At 63.4% G+C, this 17,582-nt stretch carries 16 protein-coding genes; 12 read left to right on the forward strand and 4 right to left on the reverse strand.

All coding sequences use genetic code 11. From position 1 onward, the window contains the following. Positions 1-2: 2 nt before the first annotated feature. A complete protein-coding gene (locus NKK50_RS00790; RefSeq protein ID WP_352543013.1) occupies positions 3-1,655 on the forward strand; it encodes an FAD-binding dehydrogenase in 1,653 nt (550 codons plus the stop codon). A gap of 239 nt (positions 1,656-1,894) precedes the next feature. On the opposite strand, the gene dgoD is transcribed toward NKK50_RS00790, so the two are convergent. Beyond that, a complete protein-coding gene (gene dgoD, locus NKK50_RS00795; RefSeq protein ID WP_352462644.1) occupies positions 1,895-3,043 on the reverse strand; it encodes a galactonate dehydratase in 1,149 nt (382 codons plus the stop codon). 7 nt (positions 3,044-3,050) lie between these two features. Then, positions 3,051-3,791 (reverse strand): FadR/GntR family transcriptional regulator, encoded by a 741-nt coding sequence (locus NKK50_RS00800; RefSeq protein ID WP_023687899.1) that lies wholly within the window; start codon positions 3,789-3,791, stop codon positions 3,051-3,053. Positions 3,792-3,985: 194 nt separating this feature from the next. On the opposite strand from NKK50_RS00800, the gene NKK50_RS00805 reads away from it, so the two are divergent. The 4 genes from NKK50_RS00805 to NKK50_RS00820 all read left to right on the forward strand — a co-directional run bounded on the left by NKK50_RS00805 (position 3,986) and on the right by NKK50_RS00820 (position 8,323). After that, the gene (locus NKK50_RS00805) at positions 3,986-4,975 is read left to right on the forward strand and encodes an arabinose ABC transporter substrate-binding protein (protein WP_023833961.1); all 990 of its coding nucleotides are present in this window, start codon (positions 3,986-3,988) and stop codon (positions 4,973-4,975) included. Between the two features lie 70 nt (positions 4,976-5,045). Then, complete coding sequence (gene araG / locus NKK50_RS00810) at positions 5,046-6,557, forward strand: L-arabinose ABC transporter ATP-binding protein AraG (RefSeq protein WP_023833960.1); 1,512 nt, start codon at positions 5,046-5,048, stop codon at positions 6,555-6,557. Between the two features lie 11 nt (positions 6,558-6,568). Further along, the gene (gene araH / locus NKK50_RS00815) at positions 6,569-7,519 is read left to right on the forward strand and encodes an L-arabinose ABC transporter permease AraH (RefSeq protein ID WP_023668120.1); all 951 of its coding nucleotides are present in this window, start codon (positions 6,569-6,571) and stop codon (positions 7,517-7,519) included. A gap of 24 nt (positions 7,520-7,543) precedes the next feature. Continuing rightward, positions 7,544-8,323 (forward strand): SDR family oxidoreductase, encoded by a 780-nt coding sequence (locus NKK50_RS00820; protein WP_023691358.1) that lies wholly within the window; start codon positions 7,544-7,546, stop codon positions 8,321-8,323. 62 nt (positions 8,324-8,385) lie between these two features. Here the strand turns inward: NKK50_RS00820 and NKK50_RS00825 are convergent, their stop codons facing one another. Continuing rightward, complete coding sequence (locus tag NKK50_RS00825; RefSeq protein ID WP_352500328.1) at positions 8,386-9,333, reverse strand: GlxA family transcriptional regulator; 948 nt, start codon at positions 9,331-9,333, stop codon at positions 8,386-8,388. A gap of 86 nt (positions 9,334-9,419) precedes the next feature. On the opposite strand from NKK50_RS00825, the gene NKK50_RS00830 reads away from it, so the two are divergent. From NKK50_RS00830 to NKK50_RS00860, 7 genes are all read left to right on the forward strand, one after another. After that, entirely contained in the window at positions 9,420-10,127 is a 708-nt protein-coding gene (locus NKK50_RS00830) for a DJ-1/PfpI family protein (protein WP_352543014.1), read from the forward strand. Positions 10,128-10,248: 121 nt separating this feature from the next. After that, positions 10,249-10,983 (forward strand): FadR/GntR family transcriptional regulator, encoded by a 735-nt coding sequence (locus NKK50_RS00835; RefSeq protein WP_023691356.1) that lies wholly within the window; start codon positions 10,249-10,251, stop codon positions 10,981-10,983. After that, the gene (locus NKK50_RS00840; protein ID WP_352543015.1) at positions 10,980-12,176 is read left to right on the forward strand and encodes a PLP-dependent transferase; all 1,197 of its coding nucleotides are present in this window, start codon (positions 10,980-10,982) and stop codon (positions 12,174-12,176) included. Before NKK50_RS00835 ends, NKK50_RS00840 begins: the two co-directional genes overlap by 4 nt. Before the next feature lie 26 nt (positions 12,177-12,202). Beyond that, positions 12,203-13,480 (forward strand): ABC transporter substrate-binding protein, encoded by a 1,278-nt coding sequence (locus NKK50_RS00845; protein WP_023685297.1) that lies wholly within the window; start codon positions 12,203-12,205, stop codon positions 13,478-13,480. Between the two features lie 231 nt (positions 13,481-13,711). Next, positions 13,712-14,635, forward strand: a complete 924-nt coding sequence (locus tag NKK50_RS00850; protein ID WP_023748105.1) for a carbohydrate ABC transporter permease — start codon at positions 13,712-13,714, stop codon at positions 14,633-14,635. Then, positions 14,635-15,483, forward strand: coding sequence for a carbohydrate ABC transporter permease (locus NKK50_RS00855; protein WP_023668128.1), 849 nt, complete (start codon positions 14,635-14,637; stop codon positions 15,481-15,483). Before NKK50_RS00850 ends, NKK50_RS00855 begins: the two co-directional genes overlap by 1 nt. A gap of 3 nt (positions 15,484-15,486) precedes the next feature. After that, the gene (locus NKK50_RS00860; protein ID WP_023752117.1) at positions 15,487-16,554 is read left to right on the forward strand and encodes an ABC transporter ATP-binding protein; all 1,068 of its coding nucleotides are present in this window, start codon (positions 15,487-15,489) and stop codon (positions 16,552-16,554) included. A 2-nt stretch (positions 16,555-16,556) separates the two neighbouring features. Here the strand turns inward: NKK50_RS00860 and NKK50_RS00865 are convergent, their stop codons facing one another. After that, entirely contained in the window at positions 16,557-17,399 is an 843-nt protein-coding gene (locus NKK50_RS00865; RefSeq protein ID WP_081725414.1) for an AraC family ligand binding domain-containing protein, read from the reverse strand. Positions 17,400-17,582 lie beyond the last annotated feature (183 nt).

The raw sequence follows: 17,582 nt of genomic DNA on the forward strand, positions 1-17,582 counted from the left end.
CAATGGCTGACGCGGACGCAATCATCGTTGGCGGCGGGCTGGCCGGCCTGGCCGCAGCCGCGGAACTCGGCGATGCCGGCAAGCGCGTGATCATCGTCGAGCAAGAGGGTGGCGGTTTTCTCGGCGGCCAGGCATTCTGGTCGCTCGGCGGCCTGTTTTTGGTCAACACGCCCGAGCAGCGCCGCCTGCGCATCAAGGACAGCCGCGACCTCGCCTGGCAGGATTGGCTGGGTTCTGCCCAGTTCGACCGGCCCGAGGACCATTGGCCAAGGAAAGTGGCGGAAGCCTATGTCGATTTCGCCGCCGGCGAGATGCGGCCGTGGCTCTACGCCATGGGCATGCGCTGGTGGCCGGTGGTCGGCTGGGCCGAGCGCGGCGGCGCGCTGGCCAATGGCCACGGCAATTCAGTGCCGCGCTTCCACCTGACATGGGGCACTGGGCCGGGCGTGGTCGCGCCGTTCGAAAGGCGCGTGCGCGAGCACGTCGCCAAAGGGCTGATCACTTTGAAATTCCGTCATCAGGTCAGCCGGCTGATCAAGACCAACGGCGCGGTCACCGGCGTCGCGGGCGAAATCCTGGAGGCATCCGATGTCGAGCGCGGCAAGCAGTCGAGCCGCACGGCCGTCGGCGATTTCGACCTTTCGGCCGGTGTCGTGATCGTCACCTCCGGCGGCATCGGCGGCAATCATGAGTTGGTTCGCAAGGTCTGGCCGGTCGGGCGGCTGGGGCCGGCGCCGAAGCGTATGGTTGCCGGCGTGCCGCACCATGTCGACGGCCGCATGGTGGCGATCACCCAGGACGCCGGCGGGGCCGTCATCAACGCCGACCGCATGTGGCACTATGTCGAGGGGATCAAGAACTGGAATCCGATCTGGCCGAACCACGGCATCCGCATCCTGTCTGCGCCGTCGCCGCTATGGTTCGACGCTCTCGGACAACGCATGGAGGCGCCGTTCTTCCCGAGCTTCGATTCGCTCGGCACCTTGAAGCGTATCCTGTCGACGGGACACGATTATTCCTGGTTCGTGCTGACCAAGACGATCGCTTCGAAGGAGTTCGTGCTCTCGGGTTCGGAGCAAAACCTCGACTTTACGGCCAAGGATTTTCGGGCCGTGCTGAAGAACCGGCGCGGCGGCAAGGCGCCGCCATCGGTGGCGGCGTTCCTGGAAAAGGGCGAGGACTTCGTCGTCCGCGACAACCTGGCCGACCTGGTCGCCGGGATGAACGCGCTGTCAGGCGACAATCTGCTCGACTACGACCGGCTCAACGCCCAGATCGTGGCGCGCGATCGCGAGGTCGACCATGCCTATACCAAGGATGCGCAGGTCACAGCCATCGGCGGCGCTCGCAACTACATTGGCGACAAGATCTTCCGGGTGACCAAGCCGCACAAGATACTCGATCCCAGGCACGGGCCGCTGATCGCGGTGCGCCTCAACATCCTGACGCGCAAAACGCTTGGCGGCCTGCACACCAATCTCAATTCGCAGGTTCTCGACGGCAATGGCGAACCCATTGCCGGGCTCTATGCGGCAGGCGAGGTGGCCGGCGGCGGTGGCGGCGGCTATCACGGCTACAATGCGCTGGAAGGGACATTTCTCGGCAGCTGCATCTTCTCCGGCAGGAACGCAGGCCGGCACGCCGCGGGCAGGTGACGCGGCTGGCGGGCCAAGAAAAGGTCGATGAGAACAGGACATCCGCCATGTTCCATGGATAGCGACTGCTTTCGATCGCTTGCGGCAACCCAGGCGGTCAGCGAGTTGCGGCTTGCCGGCGCCGACGGTTCCCATGCGCTGGTGCTCGGCGCTGCGGCCCATCAGAGGCCTGCGTTACGCTGGCGCCACCGCGAAATTGAGCTTGAGGTCCTGAAGGCCTGGCCGCAAGGTCGGCCGGGCTACCACTCGGCGAAGGAGCCGTCCTTGTGACGCCAGACCGGGTTGCGCCAGCGGTGGCCTTCCTTGGCCCTTTCCTTGACGTAGTCCTCGTCGATTTCGACGCCGAGGCCGGGACCATCGGGGATTGCGACATAGCCATCCTCGTAGCGAAAGACGTCCTTGTTGGCGGCATAATCGAGCAAATCGTTTGCGGCGTTGTAGTGGATGCCGAGGCTCTGTTCCTGGATGAAGCAGTTGTAGCTGACGGCATCGAGCTGCAGGCAGGCGGCGAGCGCGATCGGGCCGAGCGGGCAGTGCGGCGCGACCGCAATATCATAGGCCTCGGCCATCGCCGCGATCTTGCGGCATTCGGTGATGCCACCGGCATGCGAGAGGTCGGGTTGGATGATGTCGACGGCGCCTTGTTCGAACACCGATTTGAAATCCCAGCGGCTGTAGAGCCTCTCGCCGAGTGCGATCGGCGTCGAGCCGAGGGCGGCGATCTCCTTCAGCGCCTCGCGATTTTCGCTCAGCACCGGCTCCTCGATGAACATCAGCCGGTAGGGTTCCAACTCCTTGACCAGCATGCGCGCCATCGGCCGGTGGACGCGGCCGTGGAAATCGACGGCGATGCCAATGTTGGACCCAACGGCCTCGCGCACCATGGCGACTCGTTCGACAGCCGCATCTATTCTGTCATGGTTGTCGATGATCTGCAGTTCCTCGGTGCCATTCATCTTCAGCGCCTGAAAACCGCGCGCCACCACTTCCCTGGCGCCATCAGCCACTTCCGCCGGCCGGTCGCCGCCGATCCAGGAATAGACCTTGATGCTGTCGCGCAGCTTGCCGCCGAGCAGTTCGTGCACAGGCACGCCGAGCGCCTTGCCCTTGATGTCCCATAGCGCCTGGTCGATGCCGGCAATGGCGCTCATCAGGATCGGCCCGCCGCGGTAGAAGCCGCCGCGATGCATCACCGTCCAATGGTCCTCGATCAGGCGCGGGTCCTTGCCGATCAGATAATCGCCAAGTTCCTTGACCGCTGCCTCGACCGTCAGCGCACGGCCTTCGACCACAGGCTCGCCCCAGCCGGTGACGCCGGCATCAGTCTCGATCTTCAGGAACAGCCAGCGCGGCGGGACGATGTAGGTGGTGAGCGAGATGATTTTCATGCTGGTCTCAGTTGTTCTTGAGTTTCTTGGCGCTGACCAGGTCGCGCGCCGCAAGGTCGAGGATCCGGCCTGCCGCCGCACGCGCCGCCGCGGCATCGCGCATGCGCAGTGCCTCCACCACCTCGCGGTGCGCCGCCACTGCTTCCATGCGCCGAGCGAGCGAAATGGTCGCCGTTGCTTCAAGCGAGAATTTCAGCCCGGTGTCGATCAGATTGCCGATCTGGCGGAAGATCGGGTTGTGGCTCGCGGCATAGACGATCTGGTGGAAGGTGATGTCCGAGCGCGAGAAGGCGGCGAGATCCTCGCCGGCATTGGCCATGCCGCGCCAGGCGGCTTCGAGATCGGCGATCTCCTGCAGCGTCGCACGAGTCGCCGCCAGTTCAGCTACCAGCGGCTCGATGGCGCGGCGCGTCTCGAGGATGGCGTCGAACAATTTGTCGTCCAGTGCATGCGGCGCGTGCCAGGCCAGCACCTGCGGGTCGATGATGTTCCAGTTGTCCTGTTCACATACAACCGTGCCGATGCGGGGCCGCGACAGCACCAGCCCCTTGGCGGCCAGCACCTTCAAGGCCTCGCGGATGACGGTGCGGCTGACGCCATATTCGACGCCGAGTTCGTTTTCGGTCGGCAGGGACGAGCCGGCGGGATAGCGTCCGGAAAAGATGTCTGAGGCAAGCGCCTTGGTCACATCGGGCATGACGCGCGGGCGGCGGGTGTCGCCTGATGCCTTCTTCGAAGTGTCGGTCACCTCAGCCCTCCTCCAAGGCGGCGAAACCACTGATCTCGCGTCCCCGGCCTTACCGGATGCGGATGATTTGCGCCAGCGATCCCTGGTCAGAGCATGTAGCTCAATTATCATACCAGATCAATTGACGAGTATGATAAAAAGAATTAGAGACTCTGCATCCGGGCTGAGCGCCCGGCCATCGCTGGGAGGTAATCATGCGACTTCTGAAGACCGCGCTCGTCGCGGGCGCCCTTGCCGTGCTGTCCGTCACGACCATCGCTGCATATGCTCAGGACACCAAGATAGGTTTTATCGTCAAACAGCCCGAGGAGCCGTGGTTCCAGGACGAATGGAAGTTCGCCGACCAGGCCGCCAAGGAGAAGGGTTTTACCCTGGTCAAGATCGGCGCCGAGGACGGTGAGAAGCTGATGTCGGCGATCGACAATCTCGGCGCGCAGGGCGCGCAAGGCTTCATCGTCTGCACGCCTGATGTGAAGCTCGGCCCCGGCATCGTCGCCAAGGCCGCCGCCAACAATCTCAAGCTGATGACGGTTGATGACCGTCTGGTCGGCGCAGACGGGAAGGCGCTGGAAGACGTGCCGCATATGGGCATTTCGGCGACCAAGATCGGCGAGGCCGTCGGCCAGGCGATCGTCGACGAAATGAAGGCGCGCGGCTGGAAGGCCGACGAGGTTGGCGCCATCCGCGTCTCCTATGATCAGTTGCCGACCGCCGTCGACCGGGTCGAAGGCGCCATTTCGGTGCTCAAGGCCAACGGCTTCAAGGCCGAAATCATCTTTGACGCGCCGCAGGCCAAGACCGATACCGAGGCTGCGCTCAATGCGGCGACGGTGGTACTCAACGCCCATGCCGACATCAAGAAGTGGGTCTCCTTCGGCCTCAACGACGAAGCCGTTCTCGGCGCCGTGCGCGCTTCCGAAAGCGTCGGCATCCCGGCCGAAAACGTGATCGGCGTCGGCATTGGCGGCGCGGATTCGGCGATCAACGAGTTCAAGAAGCCGACCGCCACCGGCTTCGTCGGCACGGTGATCATCTCGCCGAAGCGTCACGGCTACGAGACTGCGCTCAACATGTATGACTGGGTCGCCAACAACAAGGAACCCGAGAAGCTCATCCTGACCGCCGGTGCGCTGGCCAAGCGCGACGACTACCAGACGGTCCGCAAGGGTCTCGGCATCGAATAATCCTCCCTGTACAAACAGGCGGCGGCTCACAGTCGCCGCCTGTTTGGCATGGCAAAAGGATAGGCGCCCCATGTCCTTTCTCGACTTCTCGGAAATCACCAAGACCTATCCGGGCGTCAAGGCGCTGTCCGGCGTCTCGTTCAGCGTCGACAAGGGCGCCGTGCATGGCTTGATGGGCGAGAACGGCGCCGGCAAATCCACGCTGATCAAGATCCTGTCGGGCGACCAGCATGCCGATGACGGCGAGATCCTCATCGACGGCAAGATGCAAGCCTATGCAACGACGCGAGATGCCTTCGACAATGGCGTCATCGTCATCCACCAGGAGCTACAGCTGGTTCCTGAGCTCACTGTTGCCGAAAACCTCAGCCTTGGCCGCTTCCCCACCAACGCCGGCATCATCGCCCGCGCCAGAATGCTGGAAGACGTCGGCGCCAAGCTGAAATCGGCGGGCATCGACATCGATATCAGCCGCAAGGTCAAGACGCTGTCCATCGGCGAACGGCAGATGGTCGAGATCGCCAAGGCGATCATGCTCGACGCGCGCGTCATCGCTCTGGATGAGCCGACCTCGTCATTGTCGTCGCGCGAAAGCGAAATTCTGTTTGCCCTGATCGACCGCCTGCGCGGCGAGGGCAAGGTCATCATCTATGTCTCGCACCGGCTGGACGAAGTGTTCCGCCTCTGCGACAGCCTGACCGTGCTGCGCGACGGCAAGCTCGCGGCGCACCATGCGTCACTGAAAGACGTCACGCGCGATCAGGTCGTCGCCGAAATGGTTGGCCGCGAAATCTCCGACATCTGGGGGTTTCGCCCACGCCCGGCTGGCGATGTCCGGCTGAAGGTCGACGCTGTTTGCGGAGTAAAACTGACGACGCCCGCCAGCTTCGAGGCGAGGGCGGGCGAGATCGTCGGCTTCTTCGGTCTGATCGGCGCGGGCCGCTCCGAACTGATGCGGCTGGTCTTCGGCGCCGACCCGCGCTCAGGCGGCACCATTACCGTTGATGGCAAGGTCGTTCATGCCACCGATCCGCATGACGCGATCCGCGCCGGCATCGTTTTGTGCTCGGAAGACCGCAAGCATGACGGCATCATCCAGGGCCGCTCGATCGAGGAGAACATCAACATCTCGTCGCGGCGTCATCACACGCGCTTCGGAATCCTGAACCGCGCCAGCGAGATCGCCACCGCCGAGACCTTCATCAAGAAGCTCAAGGTGCGCACGCCGTCGCGCAAGCAGGACATCATCAACCTCTCCGGCGGCAACCAGCAGAAGGTCATTCTCGGCCGCTGGCTGTCGGAGCAGGGCGTGCGCGTGCTTATCGTCGACGAGCCGACACGCGGTATCGACGTCGGCGCCAAAGCGGAAATCTACGAACTGCTCTACCAGCTTGCCGAAGACGGCATGGCGATCGTCGTCGTCTCGTCCGAATTGCCGGAAGTGATGGGCATTTGCGACCGCATCCTGGTGATGTGCGGCGGGCGGGTCAGCGCCGAACTCGCGCGCGACCAGTTCGCCGAAAAAGCGATCCTGGCCGCCGCTCTTCCCGATCAGAAAACCCCCGACGCGATCGCATCCTGAGGATCTTTGCCATGACCGATCAGTTGAAGAAGATCCTGCTCGGCGAACAGGGCCTCGTCGTGATCTTCATCGTCGCCTTCGCGCTGGTGTCGCTGCTGGTGCCGAATTTTCTGACTGACCGCAACATGCTCGGCCTGCTGCAGTCGGTGGTCACCGTCGGCATTGTCGCCTGCACCATGATGTTCTGCCTTGCCGCGCGCGACTTCGACCTCTCGGTCGGCTCCATCGTCGCCTTTGCCGGCATGGTCGCGGTGATGGCGTCGAACTATACCGGTTCGATCCTGCTCGGGCTTCTCGCGGCAATCGCCTGCGGCGCCTTCGTCGGCTTCATCAATGGCGTCGTCATCGCCAAATTCCGCATCAACGCACTGATCACGACGCTTGCCACCATGCAGATCGTGCGCGGCCTTGCGCTGATCGCATCGGACGGCCGCGCCGTCGGCATCAACAGCCCGGATTTCTACCAACTGGCGCTGTCGAAGCTGTTCGGCATTCCGACGCCGGTCTGGGTCCTGGCCGTGCTGTTCTGCATCTTCGGTTTTGTCCTCAATCGTACCGTGTTCGGCAAGAACACGCTGGCCATCGGCGGCAACCCGGAGGCTTCGCGCCTGGCCGGCGTCAATGTCGACTGGACGCGGATCTGGATCTTTGCTCTGCAGGGCGTGGTCTGCGGCATCGCCGGCATCCTTCTGGCCTCGCGCATCACGTCGGGCCAGCCCAATGCCGCGGTCGGGCTTGAACTCTCGGTCATCTCGGCCTGCGTGCTCGGCGGCGTCTCGCTTGCCGGCGGCCGCGCCACCATGTCGGGCGTCATCGTCGGCGTGCTGATCATGGGCATCGCCGAAAACGCCATGAACCTGCTCAACATCCCGGCGTTCTACCAATACATTGTGCGCGGTGTGATCCTGCTGCTTGCCGTTTTGCTCGACAATCTGCGTTCGTCGGCACTGGGCCGGCGCTGACCATCTTCCAGTGGAGTGACAGCCATGGCTGAGCGCCTGTCCGGCAAACGCATCTTCCTCACCGGCGCCGCGCAAGGCATTGGGCTTGCCATCGCTGAAGCTTGCCTCGCCGAAGGGGCAAGGCTGTTCCTGGTCGATCGCGACGGCGCGCTGCTGGACAAAGCGGTCGCCGGCCTAGCAGCGCCGCAGGGCCATGTCGGGCATGTCTCAGCCGACATCAGCGACGGGGCCGCGATTGCCGCTGCCGTCAGCCGGGCGACCGACGCGATCGGGCCGATCAACGCGCTGATCAACAATGCGGGGATGAATGTGTTCTCGACGCCGCTCGAGGCGACTGAGGAGGAGTGGAACCGCAATTTCGATGTCAACGTCAAAGGCGCCTGGAACTGCGCCAAGGCGGTGCTGCCGGCAATGATCGCAAATGGCGGTGGCGCGATCCTCAACATCGCCTCGACGCACAGCTTCACCATCATCCCTCATACCTTCCCCTATCCCGTGGCCAAGCACGCGCTGCTTGGGCTGACCAAGTCGCTGGCGCTGGAATATGCCGGGCAGGGCGTGCGCGTGAACGCGCTGGCGCCCGGTTATGTCGAGACGCAGAAGGCAGCCGACTATTGGAACAGTTTTGCCGATCCGGTTGCGGCGCGCGCCAGGACGCTGGCGCTGCATCCCGGCGGCCGCATCGCCTCGGCGCGCGAGATCGCGCTGGCCGCTGTGTTCATGATTTCCGAGGAGTGCCCGTTCATGAACGCCGCGACCCTCGTCGTCGATGGCGGGCTCAGCCAGCTACAGCATCCCGCCTGAATGCTAGAGAGGCTCTATTTCTACGGCATCGACCGCCGGCCTAATGGAGCAAGCAGTCGCGATCAGAAACGCTCGCGATAGGCGCGCGGATTGGTGCCCAGCACGCGCAGAAAGCCGCGCCGCATGGTTTCTTCCGAGCCGAAACCGCAGCGGCGGGCCGTCTGGTTGACGGGCTGGCCACGCTCCAGCATCCGCCGCGCCGCCTCGATCCGGATCTCCTCGATCGCGCGGGCAGGTGTCCGGCCGGTGGCCTCGCGATAGCGCCGCGAGAAGCTGCGCGGGCTCATATTGGCGTGGTCGGCCAACTGCGTGAGCGACAGGTCACCGGCCAGATTTTCGAGGATCCAGCCATGCAGCCGGTCGAAGCGCCCGTCGCCTTGCTGCAGCTTGAGAGTCTGGCTGAATTGCGCCTGGCCACCGGGACGTTTCAGGAAGACCACCAACTCGCGCGCCACGCCGAGCGCCGTGTGCCGGCCAAGGTCGGCCTCGACGAGGGAGAGGGCGAGATCGATCCCCGCCGTTACGCCGGCGGATGTCCAGACATTGCCGTCGCGGATGAAGATCGGATCGGGTTCGAGCCGGACCGCGGGAAAGCGCCGGGCGAACTCCGCGCAGCGTCCCCAATGGGTCACCGCGCGGCGGCCGTCGAGCAGGCCAGCCGTCGCCAGCAGCATGGCGCCGCTGCAGACGGAAGCGGTTCGGGTGGCATCGCGCGAGCGACCGGCGATCCATTGGACCAGTTCGGAATCCTCGCAGGCTGCGTTGACGCCCCATCCGCCGGGCACGACCAGCGTGTCGATCTCACCTCCGTGCGCCGGCAGCGCTGCGGTCTCCAGCACGAGACCCGCCGATGTCCTGATCCGCGGCGAGGCGGCGACGACCACGACCTCGTAGGGCGCTGGTTCACCTGACTGCCTCTTGAAGTCGTTGGCGCTGGCAAAGACCTGGAGCGGTCCGCTGACGTCGAGGAGCTGGATGTCGGGATAGGCAAGTACTTCGATACGGCGCATTGGTTTGGCCCGAAGCGAGGGATGAATGGCAATCGTGCCAAAACATGATGCCGTAGATTGCCCGAAGTCAACCCACGGAGATTTCCATGCCCCTTCGTTTCGGCATCCTCGTATTCCCCAACGTCCAACAACTCGACCTCACCGGCCCATACGAAGTCCTGGCATCGGCCAAGGATGCCGAGGTGGAGCTGATCTGGAAGGATCGCAACCCGGTGACGTCATCGACGCGCCTCTCGCTGACGCCAACCGCGACCTTCGACGATTGCCGGCCTCTCGACGTGCTGTGCATTCCGGGCGGGGGTGGGGTCAACGCGCTGCTGGAGGACCAGACAGTCCTCGATTTCGTATGGGAGCGCGCGGGGCAGGTGCGCTACATCACCTCCGTTTGCAGCGGTGCCCTGGTGCTTGGGGCGGCCGGACTGCTGAGGGGCAAGCGCGCGACCACGCACTGGTATGCGCATGATTTCCTTGACGAGTTCGGAGCGATCCCGGTCGACGAGCGTATCGTCGAAGACGGCAAGCTCATCACCGCCGGCGGCGTCACTTCGGGGATCGACTTCGGCCTGGCGCTGGTTGCGAGGCTGCTTGGACAGGAGGAGGCCGAGATCGTGCAGCTCTCGCTCGAATACGCCCCGGCTCCTCCCTTTCGGTCCGGCACGCCCGCCGAGGCGTCGCCTGCGGTGCTGGCGCAGGCAAAAAAGCGCCTCTCTGGTTCGAGGCGGGTTCGCGAGGCAATCTTCGCTCGCTGGCGCGAGGCTCGCGCCGCCGCTGCGCCGGCGCGCATCCACGGCTGAAGCAGCAAGGCCGAAGGTGCATCCCCTGGCCCTTCGGCCTTGCTGCGTTTCCACTGTTGACAGGTCCCTTCGTCTGTGCAGAAATTGGTTGGACCATTGAACCACTTCGGTAATAGCCCCGGTGACCCAATTCAGCCTTCCGCCGATCCAGACGACGGCCCGCGACGACGCGGTGCTGAAGGCGTTGGCCGGCTTCGTCATGCGCGAGAAGCTGGAACCCGGTGAGAGGCTGCCGACCGAACGCATCCTCGCTGAGCGTCTGAAGGTCAGCCGCAATACGGTGCGCGAGGCGCTGACGCGCTGGGAAGGGCTTGGCCTGGTCGAGCGCCGGCAGGGCTCGGGCACCTATCTCAAGGCCGCCGTCTCGCTCGACATGCTGCACATGCCGCTGACGCTTGCCGGCGGCAATGATTTCACCGGCCTGATGCGCACGCTGGAAATCCGCCGCGCGCTGGAAGCGGAAGCCGCCGCCCTTTGCGCCATTCGTGCCGACAGGGACGACCTCGCCGAGATCGAGCGCAAGCTCGACATCATGGAGGAAGAGTTTCTCAGCCGCGCCGGCATGTCGTCGGAAGAGGACTGGGAATTCCATCAGGCGATCTACCGCGCCTGCGGCAATCCGCTGTTCGAGCAGATTATCGCCGCCATGCACGAACTGTTCCACCGCTTCTGGGAACATCCGCTCGGCGTGCGCGATTTCGGCCACGCAAGCTTTCCCTACCACCGCACCATGTTCGACTGCATCGCCGCGCACGATCCGGAAGGCGCCCGGGCCGAAGCGCTGAAACTGATCGCCACGGTCGAGGACGATTTGAAGCGCGGCGCCGCCAACCTCAAACTTTCGGTCCGCACATGAACGAGCACAGCTTCGACCCAGGCATTTCCGGCAGCGACTATCTCGCCGAGGCGGCGACGCTTCTGGCGCATGACGACCCGTTCCCTGGCAATGCGGTGGTGCCGCCGATCTACCAGACCTCGCTGTTCACCTTCGCCAGCTATGCCGACATGGCCGACACCTTTGCCGGGCGCAGGAAGCAGCCGATCTATTCGCGCGGCGACAACCCGACGGTGATGGAATTCGAGTCACGCGTCGCAGCGCTCGAAGGTGCGGAAGCCGCGCGCGGATTCTCCAGCGGCATGGCGGCGATCAGCGCGACATTGCTTGCCTTTGTCGGCGCCGGCGAGCGCATCGTTGCGGTGCGCAACTGCTATGGTGACGCCTACCGACTGTTCGAGCGGTTGTTCCCGCGCCTGCACATCAAGGTCGACTATGTCGACGGCTCCGATCCGGATGCGGTGGCCGCGGCTCTTCCCGGCGCCAAACTGCTCTACCTGGAAAGCCCGACCTCGATGACGTTCGAGCTGCAGGATCTCGAACATCTGACGCGGCTGGCGAAAGAGCAGGGCATCGTCACCACCATCGACAATTCCTGGGCGACGCCGGTGTTCCAGAAGCCGATCCTGCACGGCGTCGATCTGGTGCTGCATTCCGCCTCGAAATATCTCGGCGGTCACAGCGACACCGTCGCCGGCGTGGTGGCCGGCTCGGCCGCTCACATCAAGCATATTAACGACCAGACCTATTCGCAGCTCGGCGCAAAGCTGTCGCCCTTCGAGGGCTGGCTTTTGCTGCGCGGCCTGCGCACGCTGCCGCTGAGGCTGCCGCATCACATGAAGAGCGGGCTCACCATCGCCGAGCGGCTGAAGGCGCATGACAAGGTCGAGCGGGTCAATCATCCCGCCTATTCCAACCATCCCGGCAAGAAGACGCTTGCCGGCTATGCCGGGCTGTTCTCCTTCGAGGTGACGGAGGATGTCGACATTCCCGCTTTCGTCGATGCGCTGAAATTTTTCCGCATCGGCGTCAGCTGGGGTGGTCATGAAAGCCTGGTCGTGCCGGCAAAGGCCTCGCTCGAGCAGACGCCGGGTCTCAATTCGATGGCGCGCTTCGGCGTCAGCCCCCGAACCATCCGCTTCAATGTCGGATTGGAAAGCGTCGAAGACCTCTGGGCCGACATCGGCCAGGCCTTCGACAAAGCAAAAAAATGACTGGGTTCAAAATGGGAGTTCTGAACATGAAAAGACTGAGCATCATGCTTGCCACCGCTGCCGGCCTGGCGATGTCCGCCAGCGGCGCATTGGCCGACACCACCCTCAAGCTGGTCGAGGTCATCACCAGCCCGCAGCGCACCGAATTCCTGAAGAAGCAGATCGCCGAGTTCGAGGCCGCCAATGCCGGCGTCAAGGTCGAGGTGGTCTCGCTGCCCTGGGGTCAGGCCTTCGAGAAATTCCTCACCATGGTGCAGGCCGGCGATACGCCCGACATCGTCGAGATGCCGGAGCGCTGGATGGGCCTCTACGCCACCAACGGCCAGCTCGAGGATCTCGGTCCCTACATGGCCAAATGGGATGATGCCAAAACGCTCGGCGACCGCGCCAAGCAGTTCGGCTCGACCGTCAACAACACCCAGTTCATGATCCCGTACGGCTACTATGTGAATGCGCTGTTCTGGAACAAGAAGCTGTTCAAGGAGGCCGGTCTCGACGGCCCGCCGGCGACACTCGACGACTTCATCGCCGACTCCAAGAAGATCTCCGCCATTCCAGGCAAGTACGGCTATTGCTTGCGCGGTGGGCCGGGCGCCTTCAACGGCATGCACATGTTCATGAACATCGCCGCTGGCAAGGGCGGCTACTTCAACGAGGACGGCACCTCGACCATCAACGAGGAGGGCTCGGTCAAGGGCCTGCAGATGCTGGCCGACATGTACAAGGACGGGCTGGCGCCCAAGGATGCGGTGAGTTGGGGCTTTAACGAGACCGTCACCGGCTTCTATTCCGGCACCTGCGCCATGCTCAACCAGGATCCGGATGCGCTGATCGGCATTGCCGACAAGATGAGTGCCGACGATTTTGCCGTGGCGCCGCTGCCTGTGGGGCCAAGCGGCAAATCCTATCCGACGCTGGGCTATGCCGGCTGGGCGATGTTCGCCAATTCGCAGCACAAGGACGATGCCTGGAAGCTGATGGCGACGCTGTTGTCGCCCAAGGACAATCTCGAATGGGCCAAGGAAGTCGGCGTCGTGCCGATCCACAATGGCGCCGACCAGGATGCCCACTTCAAGACCGAGCAGTTCAAAGGCTGGTTCACCGAACTCAGCGACACTTCCAAATATGAAATGGTGACGCCGCCGACACATCTGGAGAACCTCGGCAATTTCGTCGACCAGGTGGCGATCAAGAATTTCCAGGAAGTGCTGCTCGGCCAGAAGTCGGCCAAGGACGTTGCCGATCAATGGGCCGCGTTCCTGACCAAGGAACAGCAGGACTGGCTGGCCAAGAACAAGAAGTAGTTCTTCCACCTTCTCCCCGTTTACGGTGAGAAGGTGGCCCGAATGCATGTCGCCCAAAAGTGCGTAGCGGTTTTGGGACAACGACATGCACAGACAGGCCCGGATGAGGGGCAGCGCGAGCACCCCAAGGCTGGCGCCGCCCCTCATCTGCCTGCCGGCATCTTCTCCCCGTGAACGGGGAGAAGGGTGCTGTTGCCGCTGTCGGCACCCACCCATGATTGTTGAGCGCTAATGACTTATGCCGTGTCCGAAATACGATCCGCCGGCCGGCCGCGAAAGAAGCGGCTGACGCATGCAGCAATCGAGCCCTGGCTTTATCTCAGCCCGGCGATCGTTCTGCTGGTCGTGGTGCTGCTGGTGCCGCTGATCATCGGCATCAGCTATTCGTTCCGGAAGTTCTCCGCCTTCAAATCCGAATATGTCGGTCTAGGCCAGTATCAGGCGATGCTGACCGACCAGGTGCTGGGGCAGGCGCTGGTCAACACGCTGTGGTGGACCGTCGCCAGCCTGTTCTTCCAGTTCTTCCTCGGCCTGGGTCTGGCGTTGCTGCTCGACAAACCGTTTGTCGGGCGCAAGTTCGTGCAGGCGGTGGTGTTCCTGCCCTGGGCGGTGCCATCTTTCCTGTCGGGCCTGACCTGGGCGTGGCTGTTCAATCCGATCATCGGACCACTGCCGCATTGGCTCTTCACGCTCGGGCTGAAGGCCGAGCCGACCAATGTGCTGTCCGATCCGGCGACCGCCATGTGGGGGCCGATCATCGCCAACATCTGGTTCGGCATTCCGTTCTTCGCCATCACGCTGCTGGCGGCGCTGAAGTCGATCCCGTCGGAACTGCATGAGGCGGCCGCAATCGACGGCGCTTCGCCTTGGCAGCGCTTCACCAAGGTGACGCTGCCGTTCCTGGCGCCGACCATCGTCATCACCGTCATGCTGCGTACGATCTGGATCGCCACCTTCGCCGATCTGATCTTTGTCATGACCGAGGGCGGGCCGGCAGGCTCGACCAGCACGGTGCCGGTCTACATCTATGTCAGTGCCTTCAAGTCGCTGGACAAGGGCTATGCCTCCGCGGTGGCGGTGCTGCTCTTGATCTTGCTGATCGCCTATGCGATCGCGCTGATCGCCATCCGCCGCTTGCTGGTGAGGCACGTCTGATGATTGCCGGACGCTCCACCTCCTCGCGCATCTTCAGCGGCATCGGCCTCTACGCGGCGATTGCCGCCTATATGATCTTTGCGCTGTTTCCGATCTTCTGGACGCTGAAGATTTCGGTAACGCCGGAGCGGCTGCTCTATTCCGAGGGCATCACGCTGTGGCCGTCGCAGACCACCTTCCGCAACTTCATCACTGTCCTGGAAGCCTCGGATTTCCCCCGCTATTTCCTCAACAGCGTCATCGTATCGGTGTCGACGGCGGCGCTCGTCACGGTCATCGCCACGCTCGCCGGCTACGCCATGTCGCGCTTCACCTTTCGCGGCAAGGCAACGCTGGCGATCATGCTTTTGCTGACGCAAACCTTCCCGCTGGTGATGGTCATTCCGCCGATCTACCGCGTCATGGGCGAGCTTGGCCTGACCAACAGTCTGGTTGGTCTGATCATCATCTACACCGCCTTCAACACCGCCTTCGCCACCTTTCTGATGCAGTCCTTCTTCGACGGCATTCCGAAGGATCTGGAGGAGGCGGCGATGATCGACGGCTGCACGCGGGCGCAGGCGATGCGCAAGGTGATCGTGCCGCTGACCTTGCCCGGCATGGGCGCCACGCTCGGCTTCGTCTTCACCGCCGCCTGGAGCGAATTGCTGTTCGCGCTGATGCTGATCTCCAGCGACGACCAGAAGACCTTTGCCGTCGGCCTGCTCACCTATATCGGCAAGTTCGCCGTGGACTGGGGGCAGATGATGGCGGCGTCGATCCTGGCGCTGATCCCGGTCTGCATCTTCTTCGCCTTCCTGCAACGCTATCTCGTCACCGGCCTCACCGCCGGCGCGGTCAAAGGATAATCGATGGCTTCCGTCACGCTGCAAAACGTCGAGAAGGACTACGGTTCGCTGCGCATCCTGCACGGCGTCGACCTCGAAATCGCCGATGGCGAGTTCGTCGTTCTGGTCGGCCCGTCCGGCTGCGGCAAGTCGACCCTTTTGCGCATGATTGCCGGGCTGGAGGAAGTGTCGGGCGGCGAGATCCATATCGGCGATCGGCTGGTCAACGATGTCGCGCCGAAGGACCGCGATATTGCCATGGTTTTCCAGTCCTACGCGCTCTATCCGCACATGGACGTGTCGTCGAACATGGGCTTCAGCCTGCTTTTGAAGAAGGCGGAGAAGACGACGATCGACGGCAGGGTAGGGGCGGCGGCCAAGCGCCTCGGCCTCGACAGTTTCCTCGGACGTCTGCCCAGGCAACTGTCCGGCGGCCAGCGCCAGCGCGTCGCCATGGGCCGCGCCATCGTGCGCGATCCCAAAGTGTTCCTGTTCGACGAACCGCTCAGCAATCTCGACGCCAAATTGCGCGTCCATATGCGCGCCGAGATCAAGGCGCTGCACCAGCAGCTCAAGACCACATCGGTCTATGTCACCCACGACCAGATCGAAGCCATGACTATGGCCGACCGCATCGTCGTCATGCATGACGGTTACGTCCAGCAGGTCGGCCATCCGCTCGAACTCTACGATCGGCCGATCAACACTTTTGTGGCCGGCTTCATCGGCTCGCCCGGCATGAATTTCTTTCCGGCGACAGTCGCCAAGGGCGGCAAGGTGGATGCGGTGCTGGCCGACGGCCAGAAGCTGAGATTGCCTGATGGCTTGCCATCGAAGGATGGCGATGTGCTCACCGTCGGGCTACGGCCGGAGCACATCCAGCTTGCCGACGATGGTCCGCTCAAGGCAGAAGTCGAGGTGGTCGAGCCGCTCGGCCTGTCGACGCAGTTCTATGTCCGGCTCGCCAACCAGCTGGTTTGTGTCTTCGTCATGGGACGCAGCACTATCCGACCGCGCGATACGGTGCGGCTGTCTGCCGATCCGGTGGCGCTGCATCTATTCGATCCCGCAAGCGGCAACCGCATCGGGTAATCCTATCGAAGGCTGCCCAGGCTGGCATACATGCCGGTGGTACGGAACTGCGTCGGGTTGATGCCGTAGAGCCGGCGGAAGACTTTCGAGAAATAGTTGGCGTCCTCGAAGCCGCACAGGATGGCGACCTCCTTGACCGGCAGGAAATCGGCTTTGGTTAGCAGCTTCGCCGCCCGCTGCAGCCGCTGCTGCAGCACGAACTCGGCCGGCGGAACGCCTTCGCTCTCGGCGAAGCAGCGCGAGAAATGGGCGCGGCTGAGGCCGCTGATCTGGACGAGCTCGGCCACGGGCAAGGGCTTGTCGAGATTGGCGTTGATATGATCGATGACCGGCTGCATGACGCTCTGTTTCTCAGTGAAGGCGTGCGAGCCGAAGACATCGTCGTAAAGCGCCATCGCCGCCTCATAGGCGATTGCCGAAGCAGCGCCAGGCGAAGCGCCGCCCTTGATCAGGCGCAGGCTGCAATCGGCGAGATGATCGATCGTCTCCGGCTGCAGCCGAAACACCGGGCCGGAGACGCTGAGTATGGATTTGTGGACGCGCAGCGCCTCCTCGCCATTCATCGAGATCCAGAAATATTCCCAGCGGTCGCCCTTCTCCAGCCAGTAGCGATGGTTGTGTGGCACCAGCACCAGCAGCGTGTCGTTGGCCTGCAGGCGGTAGTTGCGGTTCTCGTAGCGCAGCTGGCCGGTGCCGCTGATCGTGTGCTGCAGCACGGTGAACGGTGTCTGGCCGCGCTTGCGCCCATCCCAGTCATAGGTCACGCCCTCGCGTACTTCATAGCCGGTGCTGGTCGGCATGGCATGCAGGCGCTGGCGGCCGCGCGGCAGCGAAATGGTGCGCATCAACTGTCCGTTGGCGATCAGATCATGCAGCACAAAATTACCCTCGAAAGCATAATCGTTCTCTGGCCGCGCCCTGGAATAACGGCATAATCCAAATCCTGAGAACGCGAAAGACCCGCGGTCGAGGAGCGGGCGGGGAGGAGAACGAGCCGGAATTCCGGCTCGAATGGCATGCGCGCCGAG

Origin of the sequence: Mesorhizobium sp. M0001 (assembly GCF_040324255.1) — a bacterium.
Classification (GTDB): Bacteria; Pseudomonadota; Alphaproteobacteria; order Rhizobiales; family Rhizobiaceae; genus Mesorhizobium.

Excerpts from the sequence above, each read along its gene's own strand:
- NKK50_RS00790 (WP_352543013.1), top strand. The coding sequence starts at position 3 with ATGGCTGACGCGGACGCAATCATCGTTGGCGGCGGGCTGGCCGGCCTG.
- dgoD (WP_352462644.1), bottom strand. The coding sequence starts at position 3,043 with ATGAAAATCATCTCGCTCACCACCTACATCGTCCCGCCGCGCTGGCTG.
- NKK50_RS00805 (WP_023833961.1), top strand. The coding sequence starts at position 3,986 with ATGCGACTTCTGAAGACCGCGCTCGTCGCGGGCGCCCTTGCCGTGCTG.
- araG (WP_023833960.1), top strand. The coding sequence starts at position 5,046 with ATGTCCTTTCTCGACTTCTCGGAAATCACCAAGACCTATCCGGGCGTC.
- araH (WP_023668120.1), top strand. The coding sequence starts at position 6,569 with ATGACCGATCAGTTGAAGAAGATCCTGCTCGGCGAACAGGGCCTCGTC.
- NKK50_RS00820 (WP_023691358.1), top strand. The coding sequence starts at position 7,544 with ATGGCTGAGCGCCTGTCCGGCAAACGCATCTTCCTCACCGGCGCCGCG.
- NKK50_RS00825 (WP_352500328.1), bottom strand. The coding sequence starts at position 9,333 with ATGCGCCGTATCGAAGTACTTGCCTATCCCGACATCCAGCTCCTCGAC.
- NKK50_RS00830 (WP_352543014.1), top strand. The coding sequence starts at position 9,420 with ATGCCCCTTCGTTTCGGCATCCTCGTATTCCCCAACGTCCAACAACTC.
- NKK50_RS00840 (WP_352543015.1), top strand. The coding sequence starts at position 10,980 with ATGAACGAGCACAGCTTCGACCCAGGCATTTCCGGCAGCGACTATCTC.
- NKK50_RS00845 (WP_023685297.1), top strand. The coding sequence starts at position 12,203 with ATGAAAAGACTGAGCATCATGCTTGCCACCGCTGCCGGCCTGGCGATG.
- NKK50_RS00850 (WP_023748105.1), top strand. The coding sequence starts at position 13,712 with ATGACTTATGCCGTGTCCGAAATACGATCCGCCGGCCGGCCGCGAAAG.
- NKK50_RS00855 (WP_023668128.1), top strand. The coding sequence starts at position 14,635 with ATGATTGCCGGACGCTCCACCTCCTCGCGCATCTTCAGCGGCATCGGC.
- NKK50_RS00860 (WP_023752117.1), top strand. The coding sequence starts at position 15,487 with ATGGCTTCCGTCACGCTGCAAAACGTCGAGAAGGACTACGGTTCGCTG.
- NKK50_RS00865 (WP_081725414.1), bottom strand. The coding sequence starts at position 17,399 with ATGCGCACCATTTCGCTGCCGCGCGGCCGCCAGCGCCTGCATGCCATG.